At 62.8% G+C, this 26,637-nt stretch carries 24 protein-coding genes; 4 read left to right on the forward strand and 20 right to left on the reverse strand.

Going from position 1 to position 26,637, the window contains the following annotated elements; genetic code table 11:
- Positions 1-26: 26 nt before the first annotated feature.
- The 8 genes from OQE62_RS10700 to leuC all read right to left on the reverse strand — a co-directional run bounded on the left by OQE62_RS10700 (position 27) and on the right by leuC (position 10,744).
- Positions 27-635: a phosphoribosylanthranilate isomerase gene (locus OQE62_RS10700; protein ID WP_265722027.1), complete on the reverse strand. Its 609-nt coding sequence runs from the start codon at positions 633-635 to the stop codon at positions 27-29.
- 91 nt (positions 636-726) lie between these two features.
- Complete coding sequence (gene truA, locus OQE62_RS10705) at positions 727-1,605, reverse strand: tRNA pseudouridine(38-40) synthase TruA (RefSeq protein ID WP_265722028.1); 879 nt, start codon at positions 1,603-1,605, stop codon at positions 727-729.
- Between the two features lie 190 nt (positions 1,606-1,795).
- A complete protein-coding gene (locus OQE62_RS10710; protein ID WP_265722029.1) occupies positions 1,796-4,789 on the reverse strand; it encodes a FimV/HubP family polar landmark protein in 2,994 nt (997 codons plus the stop codon).
- 178 nt (positions 4,790-4,967) lie between these two features.
- Positions 4,968-5,963: an Asd/ArgC dimerization domain-containing protein gene (locus tag OQE62_RS10715; protein ID WP_265722030.1), complete on the reverse strand. Its 996-nt coding sequence runs from the start codon at positions 5,961-5,963 to the stop codon at positions 4,968-4,970.
- 243 nt (positions 5,964-6,206) lie between these two features.
- On the reverse strand, positions 6,207-7,322 hold the full coding sequence (gene asd / locus OQE62_RS10720; RefSeq protein ID WP_265722031.1) for an aspartate-semialdehyde dehydrogenase: 1,116 nt from the start codon (positions 7,320-7,322) through the stop codon (positions 6,207-6,209).
- 109 nt (positions 7,323-7,431) lie between these two features.
- Positions 7,432-8,505, reverse strand: coding sequence for a 3-isopropylmalate dehydrogenase (gene leuB / locus OQE62_RS10725; protein WP_265722032.1), 1,074 nt, complete (start codon positions 8,503-8,505; stop codon positions 7,432-7,434).
- A 152-nt stretch (positions 8,506-8,657) separates the two neighbouring features.
- Entirely contained in the window at positions 8,658-9,305 is a 648-nt protein-coding gene (gene leuD / locus OQE62_RS10730; RefSeq protein ID WP_265722033.1) for a 3-isopropylmalate dehydratase small subunit, read from the reverse strand.
- Entirely contained in the window at positions 9,305-10,744 is a 1,440-nt protein-coding gene (gene leuC / locus OQE62_RS10735) for a 3-isopropylmalate dehydratase large subunit (RefSeq protein ID WP_265722034.1), read from the reverse strand. The genes leuD and leuC overlap by 1 nt, the downstream gene beginning before the upstream one ends.
- A 297-nt stretch (positions 10,745-11,041) precedes the next feature.
- On the opposite strand from leuC, the gene OQE62_RS10740 reads away from it, so the two are divergent.
- On the forward strand, positions 11,042-11,941 hold the full coding sequence (locus OQE62_RS10740) for a LysR family transcriptional regulator (protein WP_265722035.1): 900 nt from the start codon (positions 11,042-11,044) through the stop codon (positions 11,939-11,941).
- Between the two features lie 91 nt (positions 11,942-12,032).
- Positions 12,033-12,824, forward strand: a complete 792-nt coding sequence (locus OQE62_RS10745) for a TIGR04219 family outer membrane beta-barrel protein (protein WP_265722036.1) — start codon at positions 12,033-12,035, stop codon at positions 12,822-12,824.
- Positions 12,825-12,981: 157 nt separating this feature from the next.
- On the opposite strand, the gene OQE62_RS10750 is transcribed toward OQE62_RS10745, so the two are convergent.
- The 5 genes from OQE62_RS10750 to prmB form a co-directional block, all read right to left on the reverse strand.
- Positions 12,982-13,254, reverse strand: a complete 273-nt coding sequence (locus tag OQE62_RS10750; RefSeq protein WP_265722037.1) for a hypothetical protein — start codon at positions 13,252-13,254, stop codon at positions 12,982-12,984.
- Between the two features lie 10 nt (positions 13,255-13,264).
- On the reverse strand, positions 13,265-13,912 hold the full coding sequence (locus OQE62_RS10755) for a hypothetical protein (protein ID WP_265722038.1): 648 nt from the start codon (positions 13,910-13,912) through the stop codon (positions 13,265-13,267).
- 415 nt (positions 13,913-14,327) lie between these two features.
- Entirely contained in the window at positions 14,328-15,383 is a 1,056-nt protein-coding gene (locus OQE62_RS10760) for a zinc-dependent alcohol dehydrogenase family protein (protein ID WP_265722039.1), read from the reverse strand.
- A gap of 102 nt (positions 15,384-15,485) precedes the next feature.
- A complete protein-coding gene (aroC, locus tag OQE62_RS10765; RefSeq protein WP_265722040.1) occupies positions 15,486-16,577 on the reverse strand; it encodes a chorismate synthase in 1,092 nt (363 codons plus the stop codon).
- Positions 16,578-16,705: 128 nt separating this feature from the next.
- On the reverse strand, positions 16,706-17,629 hold the full coding sequence (gene prmB, locus OQE62_RS10770; protein WP_265722041.1) for a 50S ribosomal protein L3 N(5)-glutamine methyltransferase: 924 nt from the start codon (positions 17,627-17,629) through the stop codon (positions 16,706-16,708).
- Between the two features lie 131 nt (positions 17,630-17,760).
- Here prmB and folE point away from each other — a divergent pair, with 131 nt between their 5' ends.
- Positions 17,761-18,300, forward strand: coding sequence for a GTP cyclohydrolase I FolE (folE, locus tag OQE62_RS10775; RefSeq protein WP_265722042.1), 540 nt, complete (start codon positions 17,761-17,763; stop codon positions 18,298-18,300).
- Between the two features lie 96 nt (positions 18,301-18,396).
- Positions 18,397-18,753: a 5-carboxymethyl-2-hydroxymuconate Delta-isomerase gene (locus OQE62_RS10780; RefSeq protein ID WP_265722043.1), complete on the forward strand. Its 357-nt coding sequence runs from the start codon at positions 18,397-18,399 to the stop codon at positions 18,751-18,753.
- Between the two features lie 65 nt (positions 18,754-18,818).
- On the opposite strand, the gene OQE62_RS10785 is transcribed toward OQE62_RS10780, so the two are convergent.
- The 7 genes from OQE62_RS10785 to OQE62_RS10815 form a co-directional block, all read right to left on the reverse strand.
- A complete protein-coding gene (locus tag OQE62_RS10785; RefSeq protein ID WP_265722044.1) occupies positions 18,819-19,685 on the reverse strand; it encodes an alpha/beta fold hydrolase in 867 nt (288 codons plus the stop codon).
- Between the two features lie 250 nt (positions 19,686-19,935).
- Positions 19,936-20,391: a phosphohistidine phosphatase SixA gene (gene sixA, locus OQE62_RS10790; protein WP_265722045.1), complete on the reverse strand. Its 456-nt coding sequence runs from the start codon at positions 20,389-20,391 to the stop codon at positions 19,936-19,938.
- Between the two features lie 33 nt (positions 20,392-20,424).
- Positions 20,425-20,919 (reverse strand): DUF4389 domain-containing protein, encoded by a 495-nt coding sequence (locus OQE62_RS10795; protein WP_265722046.1) that lies wholly within the window; start codon positions 20,917-20,919, stop codon positions 20,425-20,427.
- A 13-nt stretch (positions 20,920-20,932) separates the two neighbouring features.
- Positions 20,933-21,985, reverse strand: a complete 1,053-nt coding sequence (locus OQE62_RS10800) for an NAD(P)H-dependent glycerol-3-phosphate dehydrogenase (protein ID WP_265722047.1) — start codon at positions 21,983-21,985, stop codon at positions 20,933-20,935.
- Positions 21,986-22,373: 388 nt separating this feature from the next.
- The gene (htpG, locus tag OQE62_RS10805) at positions 22,374-24,290 is read right to left on the reverse strand and encodes a molecular chaperone HtpG (RefSeq protein WP_265722048.1); all 1,917 of its coding nucleotides are present in this window, start codon (positions 24,288-24,290) and stop codon (positions 22,374-22,376) included.
- Between the two features lie 110 nt (positions 24,291-24,400).
- Positions 24,401-25,597 (reverse strand): serine hydrolase domain-containing protein, encoded by a 1,197-nt coding sequence (locus OQE62_RS10810; protein WP_265722049.1) that lies wholly within the window; start codon positions 25,595-25,597, stop codon positions 24,401-24,403.
- Positions 25,598-25,885: 288 nt separating this feature from the next.
- Positions 25,886-26,488, reverse strand: a complete 603-nt coding sequence (locus OQE62_RS10815; RefSeq protein ID WP_265722050.1) for a peroxiredoxin — start codon at positions 26,486-26,488, stop codon at positions 25,886-25,888.
- Positions 26,489-26,637 lie beyond the last annotated feature (149 nt).

Consider the following 26,637-nt stretch of genomic DNA (forward strand, 5'->3'; position numbering starts at 1 on the left):
TACTAATCACAAACCACTTGCCGCCATTAACCGTTGGCCGCGCGAATAAAGGCGGCGACTTTCTGCGGATCCTTGCGACCTGGCGACGCCTCGACACCGCCGCTCACATCCACCGCCTGCGGCTGCGCCGTATCGACGGCCCGCGCTACATTGCCCGGCGTCAGGCCACCGGCCAGCACTATCTGCTGGCCGCTGTCCTGCGGCACCCGTTGCCAGTCGAAGGATTCACCGGTACCGCCGGGCACACCCGGTCGATAGGCGTCGAGAAGGAAGCCGCGCGCGGCCGGGTGTTCGGCCATGGCCGCGAGCACATCGAGGTCGTCTTTCATGCGCAGCGCCTTGATATAGGGGCGCCGGAACTGTTCGCAGTACTCCGCCGATTCAGTGCCGTGAAACTGCAACAGGTTAAGCGGCACCCGCGCCAGCGTGTCCTCGACCCCGGCGCTGTCGGCATTGACAAAGAGCCCCACCAGAGTGACAAACGGCGGCACCGCCTTCGCGATCGCCGCCGCCTGTTCCGCAGTGACACAGCGCGGGCTCCCGGCATAAAAAACCAACCCCAGCGCATCGGCGCCGGCGGCGACAGCGTCACCGGCATCCTCGCTGTTGGTTATGCCGCAGATCTTTACTTGCATTGAATCTCGAGATCGCCAGCCGACCGGCCGTTCAAAATTGAGGGAGCCGGGATACTAGCAGATTGGCGCGGGACACGAAACGCGCCCGCCACTATACCGGCAACCGCCCCAGTGGCAGCGGTACCAGCAGCGGCCCCGGTTCGGAGGTCGGCAGCTGGAATTCATGCGGGTACTGCACATCCACCAGATAGAGCCCGAACGGCGGCGCGGTGACGCCGCCGGCGGTGCGGTCGCGGGCCTCGAGCACTTCTCTGACCCACTGCGGTTTCCGCTCGCCGCGGCCCACCGCCATCAGCACGCCGGCGATATTGCGCACCATATGGTGCAGGAAGGCGTTGGCGCTGATTTCGAGGACGATCAACTGCCCGACCCGGGCGATATCCAGCCGTGTGATTTCCCGCACCGGACTCTTTGCCTGGCATTGCGCCGCGCGGTAACTGCTGAAGTCGTGCTCGCCGACCAGGTATTTTGCGCCTGCGCGCATGGCGTCGATATCCAGCGGGTGCCGGGTCCAAGTGACCTCTGAGGCGGCCTGGGCGGAGCGGGTGGGCGCGCTGTGGATCAGGTAGCGGTAGCTGCGGGCGCGGGCGGAGAAGCGCGCATGGAACTGGGCCGGCACCTGCCGCGCCCAGCGCACACGCACGCAATCCGGCAACTTGGTGTTGACGCCCTCCACCCAGGCGCGCTCCGGACGCTGCGCTTTTGTATCGAAGTGGATGACCTGGTTGGTGGCGTGCACACCGGCGTCGGTGCGGCCGGCGCAGACCAGGGTCACCGGTTCGGCGGCAATACCGGACAGGGCCCGCTCCAGGTGTGCCTGTACCGTCTCACTGGCGGATTGCTGTTTCTGGAAGCCGTGCAGGCGGGCGCCGCAGTACTCGACGCCGAGGGCAATGCGGCGCAGGCCATCGGGGAGCTGTTCGCCCGGGGGAACTTCGCCGTTGGTTTTGTAGGTGTATTCGCGATTCATGGTTTGCGTCCGGCCACAGGGGGCAAACTTTGGTGTCATGCCCTCGGGCGCGCCCTCTCCCCCGGCCCCTCTCCCGGGGGGAGAGGGGAGGAAGAGTGGCGCATTAATACGTCAAGACTTGCCGGTGGTTCCGGCCATAAAAAAACCCCGCAGCGGGTGCGAGGTTTTTTGGAACTGCGGAGCACTGCTATTAAGCCATGCGCTCCAGCATTTCCCTGGCGCGTGTCTGGTGTTCGCCGCTGCCCTCTTCCGATACCTCCTTGAGGATATCCCGGGCACCATCCTTGTCGCCCATATCGAGGTAGGCCTGGGCCAACTCGAGTTTGGTGCTGACTTCGTCGTTGCCCTCGAGCAGGTTGAGCTCGGAATCCAGGTCGCTCTCCAGATTGAAGTTCAGGTCGCCCAGGTCGGCTTCCCCGCTTTCGGCGCTGGTCGCGGTTTCAGTGCCCGCCTCCGCCGCCGGGCGGGAGGCCGGCCGGGGCTCTTCGGCCACGGCCACATCGGTGTCTGTTTCCGCCGACAGGGATTCGTCGGCGTCCAGTTCGCCGGCGATGTCGTCCAGGTTGATGGAATCCAGGTCCAGGCCATCGCCGAAGTCGTCGCCGAAGTTTTCCAGGTCGTCGGAGAGATCGTCCGCGGCATCGGCGGCCGGTGCCTGCGATTCGGCCGGTTCCGGGGTAGCAGCGGTGTTCGCCTGGGGTTCGCTGTCGGTTTCGTCTTCCGCCGGCGACAGGTCGAGGTCGAAGTCGAGCCCGCCCTCGTCGCCGCTCTCATCGCTAGCAGCGGTGCTCTCGTATTCGATTGACCCCAGTTCGTCGGATTTTTCCTCGCCAGAGGTACCGTTGTCGGCGTTCAGGTCGAGGCCGTCGAGATCCAGTTCGCCGGACATCAGGTCGTCCAGGTTGAGCTCGTCTTCGCTGTTCTCCGCGGTATCGCCCTGCTCCGCAGTGCTGTCGCCGCTGTCGAAGCTGCTGTCGAGATCGAGCTCCAGGGAGAAGTCGCCGTCGTCCCCACCATTCGGCTCCGCGGCCGTCTCGCCGCCACTGCTGTCTTCGGACAGGTCCATGGTCAGGTCGTCCAGCAGGCTGGTGTCCTCAGCGCCGTCGCCGGAGTCAGGGGCGGCTGACAGATCATCGCCGCCGGAGAAATCGTCCTCGAAGGATGCGCTGATATCGTCCAGTTGCGTGGCTTCCAGGGATTCGCTGGTGAAGTCCATGGACGGCGCCTCGAACGGCGGTGCGCCGGCGATGCTCTCGCGCAGGCGCGCGGCGCGGTCGGCGGCGGGGCCATCGCTGACGGTCAGCAGCTGCCGGTAGTGGTCGTCGAACTTGTCGGCATTCTGCTCGTGGGCGTAGACCTCCATCACCATCAGGCGCGCGTCGACATTGTTCGGGTCTTTTTCCAGGCCGGCCAGCAGCTTGCCCTCGGCTTCACTGTACTGTCCCAGGGACAGGTGGATTTCCGCCTCGGAAACCGGGTCGTCGGTACCCACATCGTCCAGTTCGCCCAGATCGAAGTTGTCTTCGGTCTCCACGGGCTCGACGGTAGTCAGGCTCTCCTCCGGCTGGGGCGTTTCCTCCGGTGCCTGCGCCAGCGAGCGCTCGGCGGCCATTTCCGCCTCCACCTGGCGCATGGCCTCCTCTTCCTCCTTGCGGCGGCGCCAGGTAAGGAAGCCGGCGAGACCGATCACCAGTGCACCCAGGCCGATGCCGATCAGCTGGATGTTGTCCATCAGGCGATCCACCAGCGTCGGCTCGGGTTTGGTCTGGACCACCACGCGGTTGCGGCTGTCCACCTCTTCCGTTTCTTCCGGCTCGGCAGCGGCCCCGGTTTCCGGGGCGGTATCGGTTTCCCCAGCTGCGGCAACCGCTTCTGCAGGGGCCTCTTCACCCTCGGCCACCGCTTCCGCGGTCTCTTCACCAGCACCTTCCATACTGTCGGCAGGCGGGGTTTCGGTCTGCTCGGCCGCCCCCTGTACTGCTTCCAGTTCCTCGTTGGAGACCTCCACCAGGCGCTCCATGGTGTCGATCTGCTCGTCCAGTTCGGAGATGCGGTCCTTGATCTCTTCGTTTTCCAGCTCGGACTTGTCCAGCTCCTCCTCGGTCACGGCCAGCTCGCCGGCGAGGGCCTCGCTCTCCCCGGCACCGCTGCCGGAACCGGAGGTGACGGATTCGTTGTCGCCGGGCGCGGCGAGGCTGACACGGCCTTCCACGGATTCGCTCTCGGCGACCTCGGTTTCCGCCGCGCGCGCATCCAGCGGCGCGCCGGTGGCGGCATCGTCACCCACCCGCTGGCGCCAGGTGTCGTTCTGCACCGCCACCTCGGAGATGGCGTCGCGCGCACTGAAGGCGCGGATATCCTCGGTGTTCGGCAGGCGCAGTACCGCGCCTTTTTTCAGCAGGTTGATGTTGTCGTTGATGAAGGCCTCGGGGTTGAGGCGCTGGATTGCCAGCATGGTCTGCTGCACGGAGAATTCGCGGTCGGCGCGGTTCTCCAGGGCGATTTCCCACAGGGTTTCGCTGGAGGAAACCGGGCCGTAAACCTGGCTGCCGCTGTCGGCGGTGCTTTCGGCGGCCGGCTGCGCTTCGCGGCGCAGCTCCACCGGTTCCTCGGCCGGCTGTTGTGGCTGCGGCTGTGTCTCGGCCTGCCGCTCGGCGGGCTCTTCCGACGGTGCGGGGCGGGTTTCCATCTTCTCCAGCGGGCGCCGCTGCGACTGCGGCGCATCGCGGCGCACCTGCTGGCGCTCGCGCTCGGCGGCGCGCACCGGCTGCTGTGCGGTATTGCCGGAAAAGGCCGGCAGGTCCATCAGCAGGGTGTATTCGCGCAGCAGGCGGCCGCTGGGCCAGCGGGTCTCCAGCAGGAAGTTCAGATAGGGTTCGCGAATCGGTACGCGGCTGGATACGCGGACCACCGGTTCGGCTCCGGAGTAATCCACGTCGAAACGCAACTCGGTAAGCATGTAGGACCGGTCGATGCCGGCCCGCTCGAAGTCTTCGGGGCTGGCGAGGCGCACCTTGATTTCGCCGTCGCCGAGGCCGCGGGTCTGCAGCAGACCGATTTCCGCATCCAGGGGCTGATTGAGGGTGGAGTTCAGCTTGATCTCCCCCAGCCCCAGCGCCAGAGCCGCGTTGCCCCCCAGTGCGCTGACCAGGCCAACTGCTAGTGCCAGCTTTCGCACACGCATATCCGATTCCCTTTATTGTTAGAATCCCGGGCTTTCCACAAAGCCCTTCACTGTACAGTAAACGTTCAACCAGGCGACTGCCGCAATGGCGGTCCACCCCCACTGGCGAATTACTCGCCACCCCGAGCCGAACCAAAGTTAAGAATAAACCTTCAGTATGGCCGCTAAGTATTAATTATCAGTGGTTTTTTAGCAACAAGTGAGCAATCTGTGCGCAGTTGATCGCCAGGTCTCTGCGCAAATTGTCGGATGCCGCACAAAAATTAACCTGCTTCGCACTCAGGAGGCTCTGCCGCAGTCTGCCGATCAGCGTTTCCTCACCGCCCACGGCCGCTTCGGCGGAGGGCCGCTCGCTCATTTTCAGGCGCGCCCCGTTTCGCAGCAGGCCACCGATCTGCTCCAGGTCCGCCTCTTCCTTCAACACGACACGCAGATTGGCCAGTTGACCGTGAAAGACCGACGCGGTATTGATACTGGCGTCCAGCGCTATGTCCTCGCCCAGCAGGCCGCGCAGGTCGTGAACCAGCGCCAGCTCGGACAGGTTATGGCCGCTGGCCAGCAGCGCCTCGCTGGAGCTCAGGTGATTGAAAGCCAGGCGGTGGCCGATGGCCGGGTCGATATCCGCCTCCTGGCCGTTGAACATGCGCGCGGTCTGTGCGGCCATGGCGTCCACCGCGGACTTGCCCAGCTCGGATACCGGCTGGTTGAGGATAATCTCCACCGCCTGCAGGCGATCGCGCAGCGGCGCCAGCGCTTCCGCCAGCATGGATGCGCCGGCGCCCGGCAGTGCCAGCACATGTCGCTCCGCTGCGGCGATATCCGCACTGTTGAGGAGCGGGTGAATCGGTGTGGCGGTGTCGTCGCCGCGGGTGTTGTCGGCCGTGTCCAGCACCCAGGCACCAGCGGTTTCCGCCGCTTCCAGCGCCGCCCGGGCGGCCTCCCCGCCCTTCAGCAGGACCACCACCTGCTCCGGTGCGAAGGTGAACTGCTCCAGCGACTGCACCGGGATATTGCGGTTGGCGTATACCTGCGGCGCCGATTCGCTTTCCTCCTCGTCCAGCAGCCGCAGCCGGTCGGCGTCGACCACCTTGCGCTCCTCCAGGACTTCCAGCAGGGGGGAAAAAGCGGCGCTGTCGACGCCGACCAGGACCAGTTCGCGGGGGGAATCCGGCATATCACATCACTTCGTCAGTTGGGGAGGAAAAGCGGGGGCGATTATACCCATCGGGCAGAAAGGGGAAAGCCGCTCCGGGGATTGGAGCGGCTCAATTGTGCGAATGGTGTCACAAGCGGGGATTCGACCCGAGGGGGCCGTACGGCCGCCCTCTCCCCCGGCCCCTCTCCCGGTGGGAGAGGGGAGCGCTGTTTCTGGCATTGGGGGGAAGTTATTGGGCGGAGGGAGATTGGCGCTCCCGACTTACAGCTTGCCCAGCAGGATCAGCAGTACCCGGCGCAGCGGTTCGGCGGCGCCCCAGAGGAGCTGGTCGCCGACGGTGAAGGCGGACAGGTACTGCGGGCCCATGTTCAGCTTGCGCAGGCGGCCCACCGGGATATCCATGGTGCCGGTGACCGCGGTCGGGGTCAGCTGCTCAAGGGTGGCTTCACGCTCGTTGGGGACTACCTTGGCCCAGTCGTTCGAGGATCCGATCAGCTGTTCGACCTCGGCGATGGAGACGTCTTTTTTCAGCTTCACGGTGAACGCCTGGCTGTGGCAGCGCATGGAACCGATACGTACGCAGGTGCCGTCGACCGGCACGGTGGTGTCGGTGCGCAGAATCTTGTTGGCCTCGGCCTGGGCTTTCCACTCCTCGCGGCTCTGGCCGTTTTCCAGCTGGGTGTCGATCCACGGCAGCAGGCTGCCGGCCAGCGGCGCGCCGAATTCGGCGGTGGGGAAATCGCCGGAGCGCATGGTATCGGCCACCTTGCGGTCGATCTCCAGGATGGCGCTGGACGGGTCCGCCAGTTCGTCGGCGACGCAGTCGCGAAGACTGCCCATCTGGCTGATCAGCTCGCGCATATGGCGGGCGCCGGAGCCGCTGGCGGCCTGGTAGGTCATGGCGGACACCCAGTCCACCAGGCCTTCTTTGAACAGGCCACCGAGGCCCATCAGCATCAGGCTGACGGTGCAGTTACCGCCGATAAAGTCCTTCACGCCGGCGTCGATACCGCGGTCGATGACATCGCGGTTTACCGGGTCCAGCACGATGATGGAGTCGTCTTCCATGCGCAGGCTGGAGGCGGCGTCGATCCAGTAACCTTTCCAGCCCTTCTCGCGCAGTTGCGGGTAGACTTTTTTGGTGTAGTCGCCGCCCTGGCAGCTGACGATGGCGTCCAGTTCCGCCAGCGCGTCGATATCGAAGGCATCGCCCAGCGGCGCCACTTCGCGGCCCACGTCGGGCGCCTTGCCGCCGGCGTTGGAGGTAGAGAAAAATACCGGTTCCGGGATGTGCGCGAAATCGTTCTCTTCGTGCATGCGGCCCATGAGTACCGAGCCGACCATGCCGCGCCAGCCGATAAAACCTACTTTGTTCATTGCAGTTTCCTGTTAATCCTGTGTGTCTTGAATTCCGGTACCGGATCAAGTCCGGCATGACGCATCTGCGCCGGAATGACGAATCGGGAGAAGAAAGGGGGCGCTGGAATCAGAAAGCGGCCACCACTGCTGCGCCCATTTCCGCGGTGGATACCTTCCTGCCACCTTCAGTGTAGATATCCGCGGTGCGCAGTCCGTCGTCGAGCACCTTGCTGACAGCCTTTTCGATCGCGTCCGCCGCCTCGCCCTGATCCAGCGAGTAGCGCAGCATCATCGCCGCCGACAGGATGGTCGCCAGCGGGTTGGCCAGGCCCCGGCCGGCGATATCCGGCGCCGAGCCGTGGCAGGGTTCGTAGAGGCCGAAGCCGCTCTGGTTCAGCGACGCGGACGGCAGCATACCGATGGAGCCGGTGAGCATGGCGGCGGCGTCGGAGAGGATATCGCCGAACATATTGCCGGTGACCATCACGTCGAACTGCTTGGGCGCGCGCACCAACTGCATGGCCGCGTTGTCCACGTACATGTGCGACAGCTCCACGTCCGGATACTCCGGCGCCAGGCGGTCCAGTACTTCGCGCCAGAGTACGGTGACTTCCAGCACATTGGCCTTGTCCACGGAGCAGAGCTTGCCATTGCGCTTCTGTGCCGCCTCGAAGGCGCTGCGCGCGATGCGCTCGATTTCCGACTCACTGTAAACGTAGGTATTGAAGCCCTGCTTCTCGCCGTTTTCCAGTGTGCGGATACCGCGCGGCTCACCGAAGTAGATACCGCCGGTGAGCTCGCGCACGATCAGGATATCCAGGCCAGAAACCACGTCCGGTTTCAGCGAGGACGCCTCGGCCAGCTGCGGATAGAGGATCGCCGGGCGCAGGTTGGCGTAGAGGCCCAACTTGCTGCGAATTTTCAGCAGGCCCTTTTCCGGGCGAATGGCGCGATCCAGTTGATCCCACTTGGGGCCGCCGACGGCGCCCAATAATACGGCGTCGCACTGGCCGGCCTTTTCCAGCTCGGCGTCGGTGAGCGGCTCGCCGTGCGCATCGATGGAGGCGCCACCGATCAGGCCCTGCTCAAAGCTCAGGTCCAGGCCGAATTTTCTGTCCGCGGCTTCCAGTACCGCCACCGCCTGCTCGACGATTTCCGGGCCTATGCCGTCGCCCGGGAAGATCATGATTTTCTTGCTCACAAGCATTCCTTAAATTTGCTGAATTCGTAGGGGGCGCCGTGCGCACCATTTGGGCCCGGCGGCCCCCTACTCAACTGTCGTCATACCGGCGAATGCCGGTATCCAGTTTTGTACCACCTGGATTCCGGCATTCGCCGGAATGACGATAAGACCTATTTTACGGAATCGAACAACCAAGGTGCCTGCTCGCGGCGCCTGGCTTCGTAGGCGCGGATAGCGTCCGCGTCTTCCAGCGTCAGGCCGATATCGTCCAGGCCGTTCAGCAGGCAGTGCTTGCGGAATTCGTCCACCTCGAAATCGATGGTCTCGCCATTCGGCTTGATCACCTGCTGTTTTTCCAGGTCGATGGTCAGCTCGTAACCTTCCTGCGCGTACATCTCCTCGAACAACTGATCGACGACCTGTTCGTCGAGCGCGATCGGCAGCAGGCCGTTCTTGAAACAGTTGTTGTAGAAGATATCGGCAAAGCTCGGCGCGATCACCGCACGGAAGCCGTAGTCGTCCAGGGCCCAGGGCGCGTGCTCGCGGCTGGAACCGCAACCGAAATTATCGCGCGCCAGCAATACCGAGGCACCATTATAGCGCGGAAAGTTCAGCGGGAACTCCGGGTTGAGCGGGCGCGCGCTGTTGTCCTGCCCCGGCTGGCCCTCATCGAGATAGCGCAGCTCGTCGAACAGGTTGGGGCCGAAGCCGGTGCGCTTGATGGATTTCAGGAACTGCTTGGGGATGATCAGATCCGTATCCACATTGGCGCGGTCCATCGGCGCCGCCAGGCCCTTGTGTTGAGTAAAAGCTTTCATTACGCGCTCTCCCCGGCGTCGGCCATTTCACGCACATCGACAAAGTTACCGGCAATCGCCGCCGCCGCGGCCATGCCCGGGCTCACCAGATGGGTCCGGCCGCCGTAGCCCTGGCGCCCCTCGAAGTTGCGGTTGGAGGTAGAGGCGCAGTGCTCGCCGGCCCCCAGCTTGTCCGCGTTCATCGCCAGGCACATGGAACAGGAGGGCTCGCGCCACTCGAAACCGGCGTCGATAAACACACTGTGCAGGCCCTCTTTTTCCGCCTGCGCCTTCACCGACTGGGAACCCGGCACTACCAGCACCTGCTTGACGCTGTCGGCCTTCCTGCGACCCTTCGCCACAGCAGCGGCCGCGCGCAGGTCCTCGATACGGGAGTTGGTGCAGGAGCCGATAAACACCCGGTCCAGTTTGATATCGGTGATCTTCTGGCCCGCGTCCAGACCCATATATTCCAACGCGCGCTCAACGCCGGTGCGCTTGCCCGCATCGGCTTCCTTCGCCGGGTCCGGCACCAGCGCACTGACCGGCGCCACCATTTCCGGCGAAGTGCCCCAGCTCACCTGCGGTTCGATCTCTTCCGCGCGCAGCTCCACCACTGCATCGAAGACGGCATCGTCGTCGGAGTGCAGGCGGCTCCAGTTCTCGACGGCGGCATCCCACTGCGATCCCTTCGGGGCGTAGGGCTTGTCTTTTACGTAATCCAGCGTCACCTGGTCCACCGCCACCATGCCGGCGCGGGCGCCGGCCTCGATGGCCATGTTGCAGATGGTCATGCGGCCCTCCATGGACAGGCCGCGGATGGCGGAACCGCCGAACTCGATCGCGTAACCGGTGCCGCCGGCGGTGCCGATCTTGCCGATGATCGCCAGCACCACGTCCTTCGCGGTCACGCCCGGGCCCAGCTCGCCATCCACGCGCACCAGCATGTTCTTCATCTTCTTCTGGATCAGGCACTGGGTGGCCATCACGTGTTCCACCTCGGAGGTGCCGATGCCGTGTGCCAGGGCACCCAGGGCGCCGTGGGTGGAGGTGTGGGAATCGCCGCAGACCACGGTCATGCCCGGCATGGTGGCGCCGGTCTCGGGTCCGATCACGTGTACGATACCCTGCCCCGGCTCGTTGATACCGAACTGGACCACATCGAAACTTTTGCAGTTCTCGTCCAGGGTCTGCACCTGGATGCGGGAAATCTCGTCGCGGATACCGGCCACGCCGGCGGCGCGCTCGGCGGTTTCGGAAGGCACATTGTGATCCGGCGTGGCCACCAGGGAGTCCCGGCGCCAGGGCTTGCGACCCGCCAGTCGCAGCCCCTCGAACGCCTGCGGCGAGGTGACTTCGTGAATCAGGTGGCGATCAATATAGATCAGCGCCGTACCGTCTTCGCGGCTTTTGACCAGGTGGTCCTGCCAGAGTTTGTCGTAGAGCGTCTGTCCGGCCATGGCCGTGTCCTCTGAATGCGGTTTTCGAATTCGGCCGAGTCTAGGCTGGACATTAAATAACATCAATTTATATTTATTATAAGAAGTAGTCGGAAATGGAATGCAGAAAGTGGGGCTCGAGCAGGGTGCGCCGGCGCACCCTGCGGTTGGAAAAGAATATCGAGGCCAGATGTGTAAGGCCCTGCTGTCGGGGGCTGTTTGTGAAACGATTGCCGATGAGGCTGTTGAGCAAACAACCACTGACAGCAGGGCCGACACGACATCGACTTACCGGCACCAAAGAACGAGGACACAAAAATGGAAATCCAGTGGCTAAGGGCCTTCCTGGCCGTCGCCGAACAGGGCTCCGCCTCCGAGGCCGCCGAGACCCTGCACCTGACGCAGCCGGCGGTCAGCAAACGCCTGGCGGCGCTGGAGCAGCAGTTGGGCACGCCGCTGTTCGACCGTATCGGCCGGCGCCTGCAGCTCACCAACGCCGGCCGCACTCTGCTGCCGCGGGCTCGACATATCCTCAACGAGGTCAGCGACGCCGAGCACGAGTTGCGCGCACTCGGCAGTGCGGTGACCGGCAGCTTGCGCATCGCCACCAGTCACCATGTGGGCCTGCACCACCTGCCACCGGTACTCAAGGCATTCAGCAACCGCTACCCGGAAGTGGCGCTGGATATCGATTTCGTCGATTCGGAACAGGCCTATGAGGCGCTGATGGCCGGCGAGTACGAACTGGCGGTGGTGACCCTGGCACTGAAGGAATACCCCAACCTGGATTCCCGCGTGATCTGGCCCGATCCCTGCGTGGTGGTGGCGGCACCGGAGCATCCGCTGTCAAAGATGCCGGCGCTGGATCTCGCCGACCTGTCCCGCTACCCGGCCATACTGCCGGACCTGAACACCTATACCGGCCGCCTGATCAAGCGCGAGTTCGACCGGCGGGGCCTGAAACTCACCGCCAAACTGGCCACCAACTTCCTCGAGACCATCAAGATGATGGCCGGCGTCGGCCTCGGCTGGAGCGTGCTGCCACAGACACTGGTAGACGACAGCCTGGCGATACTGCCGGTGGAAAAGCTGCATATCCTTCGCAACCTGGGCGTGATCAGCCACCGCGCGCGCACCCTCAGCAACGCCGCAGCCGCCCTGCAGCAGTTACTGATCGCCGCAGCGGACAAAAATTCGCCAGGCAATCCGGCCGGGTAACCCGACCGGTTTCGCGAAATGTGCAATTGACATCAGCATGTCAGCAAAAAACGGGTACACTCCGCCCAAACAGAAAAAACGGAGAGCCCTCATGAAGAAAACAGCCCTCGCCCTCTGCGCCGCCCTCGCCAGTGGCGCCGCCAGTGCCGACACCATCCTCGGCTTCGACGCCAGCCTGGGCGCCTGGCAACCGGCCTACAGCGGCACCGTCGGCGTCGACGGTTTCGATGTGGACGAGTTCAACCTGGCCGAGGACAACATCACCTTCATCCAGGCCGCGCTGGAGCACCCGGTGCCGCTGGTGCCGAATGTGATGGTTGCCCACAGCAAGATCGAGACCAATGGCGCCACCACACTCGACCAGAGCGTGACCTTTGACGATGAAACATTTGCCGCGACTTCCGACATTACAGCCGACATAACCCTGTCTCACACCGATGCCACGCTCTACTACGAGATTCTCGACAACTGGGTGAACCTGGATCTCGGCCTGACGGCGCGCCAGTACGATGGGGAGTTCAGCGCCACAGGCCAGTACACCCCCTCCGAGGTCTGCATTCCGGAAGATTTCGATCCCTGTACTCCCGTTGAGCAGTCAGAGATGGTCGAACTCTCCGGTGTACTGCCGATGGCCTACGCCCAGGCCCGCTTCGACCTGCCCTTCACCGGCTGGTCCATCATCGCCCAGGGCAACGGCACCGGTTACAAGGGCGACAGCCATACCGACCTGACCGCCAAGGTGCGCTGGGATTTCCTGCCGGTGGCAGACTTTGCGGTAGAGGCCGGCTACCGGATGATGAGCCTGGACGTGAGCGAGCTGGACGATTTCCAGAGCGACCTGGAAATCAAGGGCCCTTACCTGGGCCTGAACCTGCACCTGTAGCAGCACACACTTCAGCCCCTGCAGGAGCGGCCCATGACCGCTCCTGTATTGGCAGCTCCGGGCCGTGCGACCCAACGCTGTGCAATTTCCAACCTGCTGAACTCCGACATTTGAGTACTGGAAACTCATAATACATGGAGCCGAATTAGCACAGCTTTCAACCAATCATAAAACCGATAAAAGAGACCAGGAAGCCGGAGAGCAATACCCCCCCACCAATTCGACGGGCAATATGCGGCCAATGGGCTTCCAGCAAGAAAGTGACGGCGATCATTAACGGCAGCACCGCTATCAGGATTACTCCCATCCCATCTACAACACTGGCATTTCCGCCATAACGCCCGGGGAAAATTATGGCCTCCCTCATTACCAAAAGTATGAAGAGCAAGGCAAAGACAGAAAAGCCAGCATAGAGGAGTATTTTCTTCAAAGCCTGAAACCTAACCGGGAAAATTAATTGAGTATCCGCTTTTCCAAATATTTCGCACCGTTGTATTCATACGCCCCTCAAACCCTTCCAGTATATTGCGGGAAAGACGCACAGAATCGCCATCACCTAGAGCCTTAAAAACAGCCTGAAGATGGGCCTCCGATATATCTTTTGCCAAGCATACTTGACGCAAGCTCGACAACACGTTTCGCGAGGTTTCTCTCCAAACCTCGCCGTAGCGGTCCCGATCTATTGCTCTATAGTCCCCAGAACCAAGGTTCTCTATAACTCTAGCAGACTGATTTGGCACTGGCTTCCCAAATGCCCAAGCTGTCAATGTATACGCCACCGCCCGATAAGAATACATACGCAGCCCAGTTTCGTTAGCATTGACCAACTTTATAAAGTGCTGAAGAGGCTGAATCACAGCCGCCATGAATGAGGCTGTCGACAGAATTGCTGACGAAATAGAGCCTGACAGAAACCGGCTTAAAGTTGGGACCAACTCTGCAGCGGTGAAGCCATCACTCAAATGACCCAGTCCATCCAACATCCTGCTAAACAATGGAAAGTGATTCCCTACCGAGTGAAAGTCGCTGCCAAGGATATCCCTTACCAACTCCTTCTTTTCGTACTCATTTAACTGAGCTGCTGACATGGAACCCTCCCTAGCTTCCATAGATTTTAACGAGGAAAAGATTTAACCTTACCGGCCCAACTTATAAATTTCCATCATGATGCACACAATAACCAAAATAATTTTATTATCAATAATTATCATCGCATACGGCTGCGCCCCCGACGAAAAAGGGAGTGATGCTGAAATATTTTGCAATATTTTGACCGAAGCCTCTCAACTCGAAGGCAACTTGGAAACACAAAGGGCTTATATTGAGAGGAACCTCAATCAACGCTTGCACACAAGTAACTTGGCGGAAGCCTATTATGCTCTCGCACTAGTTGAGGCCGAGGAACGCTCTCACGTCCTGAGGGAAGCGATAGAAACATCTACCAACAAAGCATGGAACTGCCCAGCCGCCCGAATCCTCTCAAAGTGACTGATGGATAGGAAGTCAGTTCATCCGGAACAGCGCCTTGCCCGCGCCGCTGCGCGCATAGGCAAAAGCCGTCTCGTAATCCGACAGGCTGAACTGTCGCTCCGCGCTGGCACCCAGTTCGCCGGTGCCGACCAGTTTCTTCACATTCCGCAGGATCGAAAGCAACTTCCACCTCGGCTGCGAAGCCAGCCAGTTGCCCAGGTAGAACCCTTCGACATGCGCCAGGGACATCATCATCTCCCGCACCGGCAGCACCGTGTTCTGCTGGCTCAGGGCGCCGTAGCAGACCAGCCTGCCGCGGGGGGCCAGGCAACGCAGCACCTCGCTGCCCAACTGGCCGCCGACACTGTCGATGGCGGAATGCACACCCTCGCCGCCGGTGATTTCCGCCACCCGGGTGAAGGGGTCCTCACTGTCGGTGGCGATCACCGCATCGCCGCCCAGGCGCCGCAGCTCCGCGGCCCGCTCCACGCGCCGCACGATGCTGATGGTCCTGAAGCCGTAACGGCGCCCCAGGCGGATCACCATGCGCCCCAGCGCCGAACCGCCGGCGGTCTGCAACAGATACCCGCCCCGCGGCACCCGCAGTACCTCGCGCGTGAGGATGTAGGTGGTCATCGGATTGATGAAGAACATCGCTCCCTGGGCGTCGTCGATATCCTTCGGCAGCGGCAGCGCGCGACCCGCGTCCACCGCCAGGTACTCGGCCCAGGTACCGCTTTCGGGCAAATCTGCCACCACCGCCACACGCCGCCCCAGCAGGCGCCGCGCAAAAAAACCGCTGCCCGCAGCCTCCACCACGCCCACACCTTCGCTGCCCAAGGTGCAGGGCGCGCGCCTGAGCGGCTGCCCCCGGGGCAGCAGGTAAGTGGTGGGTTTATCGTAATTCCATACGGCGCGCCGCAGCGCCTGCTCATAACGCCCGTGGATCACATTGAAATCGGAGGGATTGATGGCGCTGGCGCGCATGCGAACCAGCACCTGGCCGGTGTGCAGCGCCGGCTTTTCCATTTCGGAAAGCGTGACACAGCTCAGGTCATCGGCGTGCCGGTCGACGGTAAGGGCCTTCATTCCCGGGATTACCTCAAGATTGCCGGTGAACCCCGATAATAGTGCCAAATGACAGGACAGGCGGGCGATTACCGCCCCGATTTACCGCAAACCGGCGCGCATTTATCGCCCGACGGTCGCGACACCCGGGGCCGTGTCGCCGTTCTGCCCCCGCTGGCGCAGGACATGATCGATCAGTACCAGCGCCATCATGGCCTCGGCGATGGGCGTCGCGCGGATTCCCACGCAGGGATCGTGTCGGCCCTTGGTGACCACCTCGATCGGATTGCCGTGCACATCGATACTGCGGCCGGGAATGCGCAGGCTGGAAGTGGGCTTGAGCGCGATATGGGCGATGAGATCCTGGCCACTGGAAATACCACCTAGTACGCCGCCGGCATTATTGGACAGGAAACCTTCGGGCGCGATTTCGTCCCGGTGCTCGGTGCCCTTCTGCGCGACACTGGCGAAGCCGGCGCCGATCTCGACACCCTTGACCGCGTTGATGCTCATCAGGCCCTGGGCCAGGTCCGCATCCAGGCGATCGAAAACGGGCTCGCCCAGACCCGCCGGCACAGCGCTGGCCTGTACGGAAATACGCGCGCCGATGGAGTTGCCCTCCTTGATCAGTGCCTGCATGTAGGCTTCCATCTCCGGCACTTTATCCGCATCCGGGCAGAAGAAGGGATTGCGGTCCACCTGCTCCCAGTCGAGCTTTTCCACTGCGATCGGCCCCAGCTGCGACAGGTAGCCGCGCACCCGAATACCGTATTTTTCCTTCAACCATTTTTTCGCGATGGCGCCGGCGGCGACGCGCATGGCGGTCTCCCGCGCGGAGGAACGGCCGCCGCCACGGTAGTCGCGCACACCGTATTTCTGCCAGTAGCTGTAGTCGGCGTGGGCCGGGCGCACCTGTTCGGCGATATCGGAATAATCTTTGGAGCGCTGGTCGGTGTTCTCGATCAGCAGGCCGATGGGCGTGCCGGTAGTCTTACCTTCGAAGACCCCCGAGAGAATCTTCACCCGATCCGCCTCGCGGCGTTGGGTGGTGTAACGGGAGGTACCGGGCTTGCGGCGGTCCAGTTCCAGCTGGATTTCCTCCTCGCCGATGGCCAGGCCGGGCGGGCAGCCGTCGACGATACAGCCCAGCGCCGGGCCGTGACTCTCGCCGAAGGTGGTGACACAAAACAGCTTGCCGAAGGTGTTGCCGGACATATTCTCTGCCTGATTTCAGTGTGTTATTCGTTGAAGAGGGCGCATTATAGAGGATTCACCCCCGCAGGGTGCGCCGCGCGCGCCAGAAAGCACAGATGGTGCGCGCGGCGCACCCTACGGGAAAGGATTTATCCGGCGCCGAATGCGGATTGGCAGGCGAGCAGCTCTTCGCGGCTGATGACGAAGACCCCGTGGCCGCCGTCGGCGAATTCCGGCCAGGTAAAGGGCACCGTGGGAAAGGCCTCTTCCAGCGCCTCCCAGCTGTTGCCCACCTCGCATACCAGCAGCCCGTCCGGCTGCAGGTGATTGGCGGCCTCGCGCAGCAGGCGGCGGGTGAAGTCGAGGCCGTCGTCGCCGGAGCCCAGGGCGATTTCCGGCTCCGCACGGAATTCCTGTGGCATCTCCGCCAGGTCGCGGGCATCCACATAGGGCGGGTTGCAGACGATCAGTTCGTAACTGACGCCTTCCAGACCGCTGAACAGGTCCGACTGCACCGCGCGCACCCGCTCGTTCAGGTGGTGGCGGTTGATGTTGGTCTGCGCCACTTCCACGGCGCCGCTGTCGATATCCGCCAGGTCCACGCGCGCTTCCGGAAAGGCCGCGGCGCAGGTGATGCCGATACAGCCGCTGCCGCAGCACAGGTCCAGAATCGCCAGCGGTTCCACCTGCAGCCAGGGCTGAAAGCCGTTGCGGATCAGCTCGCCGATGGGCGAGCGCGGCACCAGCACCCGCTCGTCGACGTAGAACTCCAGGCCGCAGAAGTGGGCCTTCCGGGTCAGGTAGGGCAGCGGCAGCCGCTCATCGACGCGCCGCTCCAGCAGTGCCATCACCTCGCGGCGCTCCTCCAGGGTCAGCCGCGCCTGCAGGACCTCCGGTTTGCTGTCCAGGGGCAGGTGCAGGCCGTGCATCACCAGCTGCAGCGCCTCGTCCCAGGCGTTGTCGGTACCGTGGCCGAAATGGAGCCCGGCCTCGTTGAAACGGCTGGCGCCCCAGCGCACCAGATCCAGCAGGGTAACCAGTTCCCGCAGGCTGGATTCACGCCTCTCTATCATTGAATCTATCCTTTAAGATTGTGGGTCTCTCGCCGTCGGCCGGATCTTTACTCCCGTGTGACAAACGCTTAGGGTAGCGCACCCGCCCCCATGGCAGGCTGCCGGGGCCGAGATATTGGAAGCATGACCAGATGAACGAACACTACGCGCGAATTATTGAGGCAATCGGCGAGGATCCGCAACGCCCCGGCCTGAAAGATACGCCGGAACGCGCCGCCAAGGCCATGGCCTACCTGACCCGCGGCTACCAGCAGACGGTGGACGAAGTCGTCAACGGCGCCCTCTTCCCGTCCGATTGCAGCGAGATGGTACTGGTCAAGGATATCGAGCTCTACTCCCTGTGCGAACACCACCTGCTGCCGTTTATCGGCAAGGCGCATGTGGCCTACATTCCCGACGGCCAGGTGGTGGGCCTGTCCAAGGTGGCGCGCATCGTCGACATGTTTGCGCGCCGGCTGCAGATCCAGGAGCAGCTGACGGTGGAGATCGCCGAGACCATCAGGAAGGTAACCGGCGCCGCCGGCGTGGGTGTCATCATCGAGGCCAAGCATATGTGCATGATGATGCGCGGCGTGGAAAAGCAGAACTCGGTGATGAAGACCTCGGCAATGCTCGGCACCTTCCGCAGTAACCAGACCACCCGCAACGAATTCCTGTCGTTGATTCGCTAGCGACCGCGCCCTTGGCGCCGGGGCGATGGGCAAGCAGCCCTGCCCATCGCGCGAACTGGCTAAGCTTTACAGGGAAGCATCCAGAAGGAGGGATCCATGCCGCACCTGGTGATCGAGTACGCACAGAACCTGGAGGAGCGGATCTCCATCCCCGCGCTGGTGAGTTCCGCGCAGGAATCCATGAGCCGCTCCGGCCTCTTCGCCCCCCACACCATCAAGATTCGCGCGCTGGCGTTCCGCGACTTTATCGCCGGTGGCTCCGTCGAGGGATCCGGCAGCAGCTTTATTCACGCAGAGGTGCGGCTGTTCGAGGGCCGCAGCGAGCGGGACCGGGAGGCGCTGAGCTCGGCGGTGTTCAACTGCCTGTGCCAGTTCGCCGACGGAGTGCCCGCAGTGACGGTCGAGGTGCGGGAGATGGATCCGGGGTGTTACTCGAAGCGAGTGCCATTTTAGAGAACTCAAGTTTCGGGGTTCAGTTTCGGGAGCTGGAGAAGCGAGCCACGCTCGCTGTACCGCTTTCAATCGGTCTCGCCGCGCAGGAAGGGACCGAACCATTCCGCGATCACTTCCGCACCGTCTTCCATATGCAGGTGATGGCTGCCGGGCAACTCCCTGACGGCGATATTGTCGCGCCCTTTCAGCACCGGCTTCAGCTGCTCGATCATGTTCGATATGCCCTGCTCCGCCAGTACCAGCCGCACCGGCATGGTGACGCGACCCAGGAACGCCTGCACCTGGGCATTGTTCAGCTTGGCGGTGGAGGTGGCCACCAGGCGCGGATCGTTGCTCCAGGCCACACCTTCGCCCGCGGCGACAGTGCCCCGCTCCACCAGCCGCCGCGCGGCGCCGTCGCTGAGGCGGAACATACCGTTTTTGCGCGCCTCCACGGCGTCCTCGAGGCGCTCGAACCGGCGCGGCCTGCGCACGCCGTAGCGGGCGCGCTGGGCGATGGCCTTGGCCAGCACCGCCGGTGCCTCGGCATCCTCCGCCGGCGGCGGCACCAGGCCGTCGATCAGCGCCATGCGCCGGATGCGGTCGGGAAAAGTGCCGGCGGTCAGCATCGCCGCCACCGCGCCGCGGGAGTGGGCGAGCAGTGAGAAATCGTGCCAGCCGAGCGCCCGGCTCACCCCCAGCACATCCTCGACCTCCTCCCATATGTTGTAGTTGGCATCCCGCGAGCGATGGTAACTCTGCCCGTGGCCGGGCATATCCACTGCCACCAGGTTGATACCGCCGAGCAGCGGCGCCAGCCGGTCGAAGCTGGCGCAATTGTCCAGCCAGCCGTGCAGCGCCAGCACCGGCTCGCCGTCGGGGTCGCCCCACTGGCGGGCGGCGATGGTTTTGCCGTCGAAGTCCAGGGTGATTTCGCGGGGGGATTGGCTCATGGAGGCAACATCCGGGACAAACAAGCGGGAGATATTGCAGTGACCGGTGGCAGCTTGCAATGACGCTATGGATCAGGAGGGGTGGTGTTTTGGAAATACGGGGCTCCCGGAGCCCCTCTCCCCCGGCCCCTCTCCCGGTGGGAGAGGGGGAGCTTAGTCGGAGGCATTCGGGGTTGGATTTACCTACCGGGTTTCGTTAAGGCTCATACCAGTCCCCTCTCCCTCCGGGAGAGGGTTAGGGAGAGGGGAGCTAGGTGGTGGCGTGCTGCAGCCACTCCAGTTCCGCGCAGCCGTCGGCCCAGACCTCGGCGCTGAGGCAGGCGAGGCTGGATGTGCCCATCGGGTACCGGTCGCCGGTGCCGCATAGGCCGTTGATCAGGCTGCCGACCAGCGGCTGGTGGCTGACCAGCAGCAGCGGGAAATCGCCCACCTGTTGCAGCGCATCGAGCACCTGTTGCGGACTGGTATCGCCGATCAGTAGCGGCTCGGTCTTTATCTCCAGGCCGAACTTGTCGGCGACGATCTCTGCGGTCTGCCGGGCGCGCACGAAGGGGCTGGCCCAGATGGCGCGAACGCCCGACAGCGCCTCGACGCGGCTTTCGCAAATGCCGGCCACCTGGGCGCGGCCGCGCCCGGTGAGCTGGCGCGCGGCGTCGTCGACCTCCATCGGCTCGGCCTCACCGTGGCGCAGTATCAGCAGTTGCACAGGCAGCCTCCTGTCATCGGGCCGGGAAGACGTTTACTCTTTCGTGTCGCTCTCGTCTTCGGTGGTCTTTTTCGAGGTGGAGGACTTTTTGCCGCCGGAAGATTTTCCGCTCGCGGCAGTCTCCTTTTCCGCCGCTTCCTCTTCCGCCTCGTCGGCGCTCAGTTCGATCGCTTCCTCGACCTCTTCGTCCTCGGTCACCACTTCACCGTCCACCTCTTCTGCGCTCTCGTAGCGGGACAGGTCCTCGACATCCGACTCGGGCCACTCGGAAAACGGAAAGGGCTTTTCCTCGGTGTTGTAGATCAGGAACTGCAGTGTCTGGAAGATATAGGAGGCAATCTGGTCGCCCAGGCGGCGCAGGTTGTCGTTGGCGCCGCCGCTGATGATCGAGAAGAGGAACTGCAGCACCACCACCGCCAGCATCACGAAGGCGGCGAGTTCCAGCAGGAAGAAGAACAGCACCATATAGAGCAGGCGCATCCACTGGTTGCCGGAGGTCAGGTTGTGTTTCAGTTTGTCGTTGTCCATAGAAAAGTCACCGTCAGGGTTTGGCCGAGTAGGCCACGTCAAAAGTTTGTGCGCCCGACATCAAGTTGCGTATTACCTCCGGAATCGGCCGCTCTTCAAATAATATGGCGTGAATGGCGGAAACCAAGGGCATATAGACGCCCATTTCGTCCGCTTTGTGCTTTATCAGCCGCACCGTGTTGACCCCCTCGGCCACCTGGCCGATTTCCGCAACCGCTTCCTCCAGCGGCCGCCCCCGGCCCACCAGGTAGCCGACCCGATAGTTGCGGCTCAGGTCCGAGGAGCAGGTGAGGATCAGGTCGCCGACGCCGGCGAGGCCGATAAAGGTCATCGGGTCCGCACCCATCGCCTCGGCAAAGCGCATCATCTCCGCCAGCGCGCGGGTGATCAACAGGCTGATGGTGTTCTGGCCGCGATCCAGCGCCGCCGCCATGCCGGTGACGATGGCGTAGATATTCTTCAGCGCGCCGGCCAGCTCCACACCGAACACATCGTTACTGGAATAGACGCGGAAGGTTTCCGAGTGCAGCACCTTCTGGATGGTATCGCAGAGGGCTGCGTCCTCGCTGGCGATCACCGTGGCGGTGTAGTGCCCCGCGACGATTTCCTTGGCGAAGTTGGGCCCGCTCAGCACACCGATGCGCATGCCGCTGGTTTCCTCGCGCAGGATATCGCTCATCAGGTGGAAACTGTCGTGCTCCACCCCCTTGGTGGTGGAGATCAGCACGGTGCCTTCCGCCAGCAACGGCGCGACCCGCTGTACCACTTCGCGGAAGGATTTGCTGGGAATCGACACGAACACGATCCGGCAGCCGTCGATGGCTTCCTCGAGTTCGCTGGTGATTTTCAATGCCGGGTCCAGCGGCACACCGGGCAGGTAGTAGTGGTTCTCCCCCGTTTCCCGACAGTCCCGGGCACGCGACTCATCGCGCATCCACTGGCGCGTGTCGTGGCCGTTGCCGGCGATGATATTGGCGATGGCGGTGCCGAAACTGCCGCCGCCAAGCACGGCGATGGGCAGGGCTGCATCGGTCGTTGTCGAAGAGCTGTCTTGCTGTGTCGTCATACCGGTACATCTTATTTTTGCGTTTGGCGGATTATAGGGGCGTGGCGATGGCAGCCCAATGACGGCGGGACAAAAATGTGGACTTGGGTCAGATCGTATGGAAATCGCACAACCACGCAGGGGCGAACCTTGCGTTGGCCCCGGTTGGTTGGGGCACTTGGGGCCTGGTAAGCCAACTCAGTAGCGGCTCTGCTACCGGGAGCATCTTGTGGGACACGCCGTATATCCATCCCTGGAGGCTTGTCTGCGAGGTCCCTCTCGCAGACAGACCCACAAAATGCTCCCGGTATCAGAGCCTTCGCATCAGCTTCACGGTTCTTTTCGAACAGAAATGTAGCCCGGATAGAGGCGCGCAACGCCGGAATCCGGGTCCCGAATCCCCAACAGCTTAGCTGTTCAACTCCAGCAGCAGCGCGTTCAGCCGACGCACATACTCGGTGGGGTCGGCGAGCTGGTTGCCGGCGGCGAGGCTGGCCTGGTCCATGAGGATATTGGTCAGGTCAGCGAAGCGGTCCTCGTCCTGTTCCTGGTCCAGGCGCTGCACCAGCGGGTGGGACGGGTTCAGCTCGAAAATCGGCTTGGCCTCCGGCAGGGACTGGCCGGCCTGTTCGAGGATGCGGCGCATCTGCGGGCCCAGATCCTGTTCGCTGACCACCAGGCAGGCCGGGGAATCCACCAGGCGGGTGGTGGCGCGCACGTCCTCGACTCGGCTTTCCAGTACTTCCTTGACCCGCTCCACCAGCGCGCCGGCCTCTTTCTCGACCTTCTCGCGCTCGGCCTTGTCGTCTTCGGTTTCGGCCTCGCCTAGGTCCAGCGCGCCCTTGGCCACATCCTGGAACTGCTTGCCGTCGAATTCCTGCATATGGCCGACGAACCATTCGTCCACCTGGTCTGTCAGCAGCAGCACCTCGATGCCCTTCTTGCGGAAGACTTCCAGGTAGGGGCTGGATTTGGCGGTGGCGAAGTTGTCGGCGCAGACGTAGTAGATATGCTTCTGGCCTTCCTTCATGCGACCGATATAGTCCTCCAGGGACTGGTCCTGCTTCGGCTCGTCGGTATGGGTGGTGGAGAAGCGCAGCAGTTTGGCAATTTTCTCCTTGTTGGAGAAATCCTCGGCCGGGCCCTCTTTCAGCACATTGCCGAACATTTCCCAGAACTTCTGGTACTGCTCTGCGTCCTTGTTCGCCAGTTTGCCCAGCATATCCAGCACGCGCTTGGTCAGCGCGGTCTTGATGGCGTCGGTGTTGCGGTCCTTCTGCAGGATCTCGCGGGAGACGTTCAGGGGCAGGTCGTTGGAGTCCAGCACACCCTTGACGAAACGCAGGTAGAGCGGCAGGAACTGCTCGGCGTCGTCCATGATGAAGGTGCGCTGCACGTAAAGCTTGAGGCCGCGGGCGGCGTCGCGCTGGTACAGGTCGAACGGCGCGCGGCCGGGGATGTACAGCAGGCTGGTGTAGTCCAGCTTGCCCTCGACCTTGTTGTGGCTCCAGGTGAGCGGGTCGTCGAAGTCGTGGGAGATGTGCTTGTAGAACTCCTTGTACTCCTCGGATTTCACCTCGGAGCGCGGGCGCGTCCACAGGGCCTGGGCGGCGTTGACCGTCTCGAATTCCGGCGCCTTGTCCTCTTTCTTCTCCTCATCCTCACCGGTGGGCGCTTCCTCCTTCAGCATCTCCACCGGAATGGCGATATGGTCGGAGTACTTCTTGATGATGGAGCGCAGGCGCCAGCCGTCGGCGAATTCCCTGGCTTCGTCCTTCAGGTGCAGCACCACGCGGGTGCCGCGTTGCGGCCACTCGACATTCTCCACCGAGTACTCGGCCTCGCCACTGGATTCCCAGTGTACGCCCTGGTCCGCGTCCTGGCCGGCGCGTCGGGTAAAGACCTCCACCCTGTCGGCGACGATAAATGCGGAGTAGAAGCCGACACCGAACTGGCCAATCAGCTGCGCATCTTTCTGCTGGTCGCCGGTCAGGTTCTGCAGGAAGCTGGCGGTGCCGGAGCGGGCGATGGTGCCCAGGTTCTCGATCACCTCGTCGCGGCTCATACCGATGCCGTTGTCGGTGAGGGTCAGGGTGCCCTCTTCCTTGTCGAATTCGATGCGGATGCGCAGCTCGGGGTCCTCCTCGAGCAGCTCCGGGCCGGACAGAGCCTCGAAACGCAGCTTGTCGGCGGCATCGGAGGCGTTGGATACCAGCTCGCGCAGGAAGATCTCCCTGTTGGAGTAGAGCGAGTGGATCATCAGGTGCAGCAGTTGCTTGGCTTCCGTCTGGAAGCCGTGGCTCTCTTTATGGGCCTCTACGGTCATGGATTGGTCTCCCCGGTCGTGTAGTTCAGGACGAAGGGGAATATTGGGTCGGGGGAGGATTCTTCAAGTCCCGCGGAAGAAGAGTGATCGGCAGTCGGGATACCGACCACTCACTCCCCGCCGGCCATGGCCGTGGCGAGCTCGCCGTTGCCGGTGATATCCACCACGAAATTGGCGGTCAGGTCGGCGATGACGCGGGATTCGGCGTTCAGCAGAATGGCAATGCCGATCTTCTGCTTCTCCGAATAGGCCACCGCGGCGCGGAAGCCGGCCACCCAGCCGCCGTGGTAGATGATGCGGTCATCGCCCATGGTGTACAGGCGCCAGCCGAGGCCATAGCCGGCGTGGGACAGGTAATCGCGCCAGATGCGGTGGCGCATATGGCGCCGGGTCTCGACCCGTTCGGTGGTGATATCGGCGATCACCTCCGGCGACAGCACCTTGGGAAAGTAGCCCATCTGCGCCTTCAGCCACTGGGCCATATCGGCGATGCTGGCGTTGACCCCGGCGGCCGGCGCCGCCAGGTAGTATTCTTCTTCCACCTCCACCGCAGCCCAGCCGCGGCCGGTCTGGATATGGGGCGCGGCGCGGTTGTTCGAGGCCATATAGCTCTCCCAACCCAGGGAGGCATCTTCCATCTCCAGTGGCGCAAAGATGCGATCCTTGAGCTGGCGCTTGTAGGTAACGCCGGTGGCCTCCTCGATCACATCCTCGATCAGGCTGAAGAGTACATTCTGGTAGCCATAGCACTTGCCCGGGGTGCAGCGGGGGTCGATATTGGCGAATTTGGGCAGTATCTTGCTGAGCGGTTTGTTGTCTTCGAGGTAGTTGTCGTAGGCATTGGGTGTCAGCCCGGAGGAGTGGCTGAGCAGGTGTTGGATCTGCAACTGCCGGGACAGTCCCGGCGTCTTGAAGCTGAGTTGGGGAACGTAGCTGACCACCTGGTCTCCCCAGCCGAACTCTTCCTCGTGCTCGAGCACCGCGGCAGTACTGGCGGCGAAGGTCTTGGATACCGATGCCAGGCGGAACACCGTGTGGCTGTCCACCTGGTCGCGCTTGCCCTTGATTCGCACCCCGTAGGTGCCCATGCCCACTACCTGGTCGCCGTCCACGATGACGTAAGCGCCGCCCGGGATATCCGCCTCCACCATCAACCGGTGGAAGTAGCGATCGAACGCCTCGGCACTGGCCTCCACATCCGCGCGCGCCGGCAGGGCCGCGGCACAGACCAGCAACACCAGGGTACACCGCAGCGCGCTGCAGGGGCGCCACCGGGCGAATAGATTCAGAAAGAGTAAAGATTTCATGCCGTACTTCGAGCCGCCGCGGCAATTCTGTTCTTGGGAAAGCCACTGCCCCGAAGCTCGGAGCCGGCCAGAGACTACTTATAAGACTAGCAGCAGCTGAAAAAATTCTCTCTGCCTGTCCGGTCGAATAGAGCGCGGCATTGTAACGGAAGAGTGGCGGGTGGTCAGCGGCGGGGGATGAGAGAGGGAGGAAGGGGGAATGGCAGTGGGCGGCCGATGTCGATTCCGACCACCGGCCACTCACCGCCAACCACAGAGGAAGCCACCCGGGGGCGGCTTTCAAGCGGCCTACAGCTGTTCGGCGTTCTCGCTCAGGTAAGCGGCCACACCTTCCGGAGAGGCGTTCATACCCTTGTCGCCTTCCTGCCAGCCGGCCGGGCAGACTTCGCCGTGCTCCTGGTGGAACGCCAGGGCGTCGACCATACGCACCATCTCGTCCACGTTGCGGCCCAGCGGCAGGTCGTTGACCACCTGGTGACGGACCACGCCCTCTTCGTCGATCAGGAAGGAGCCACGGAAAGCCACGCCGCCCTCGGATTCGACGTCGTAGGCCTGGCAGATCTCGTGCTTGGTGTCGGCTACCAGGGTGTATTTGACCGGGCCGATACCGCCGTCGTTGACGGAAGTGTTGCGCCAGGCGTTGTGGGAGAACTGGGAATCGATGGAAACACCGATCACTTCCACACCGCGCTTCTCGAACTCGGCCAGGCGATGGTCGAACGCAATCAGCTCGGACGGGCATACGAAAGTGAAATCCAGCGGGTAGAAGAAGACAACGGCCTTCTTGCCCTTGATGGTTTCAGCCAGATTGAAAGTGTCGACGATCTCGCCGTTGCCCAGCACTGCCGCGGCGGTGAAATCCGGTGCCGGCTGTCCTACCAGAACTGCCATGAGAACCTCCTCAATTCCTGATGGTGAGTTATGTTGATCAATTTATATGCAGTCGCTATAAATTGAATAGGGAGTGATAGTGGGCCGCTATGATACACACGCCTCTCTATCAGTCCCATTAAATTTTTATATGGCGTCGATAGAAGCGT

It is taken from the genome of Microbulbifer halophilus (assembly GCF_026183675.1).
Lineage (GTDB): Bacteria > Pseudomonadota > Gammaproteobacteria > Pseudomonadales > Cellvibrionaceae > Microbulbifer > Microbulbifer halophilus.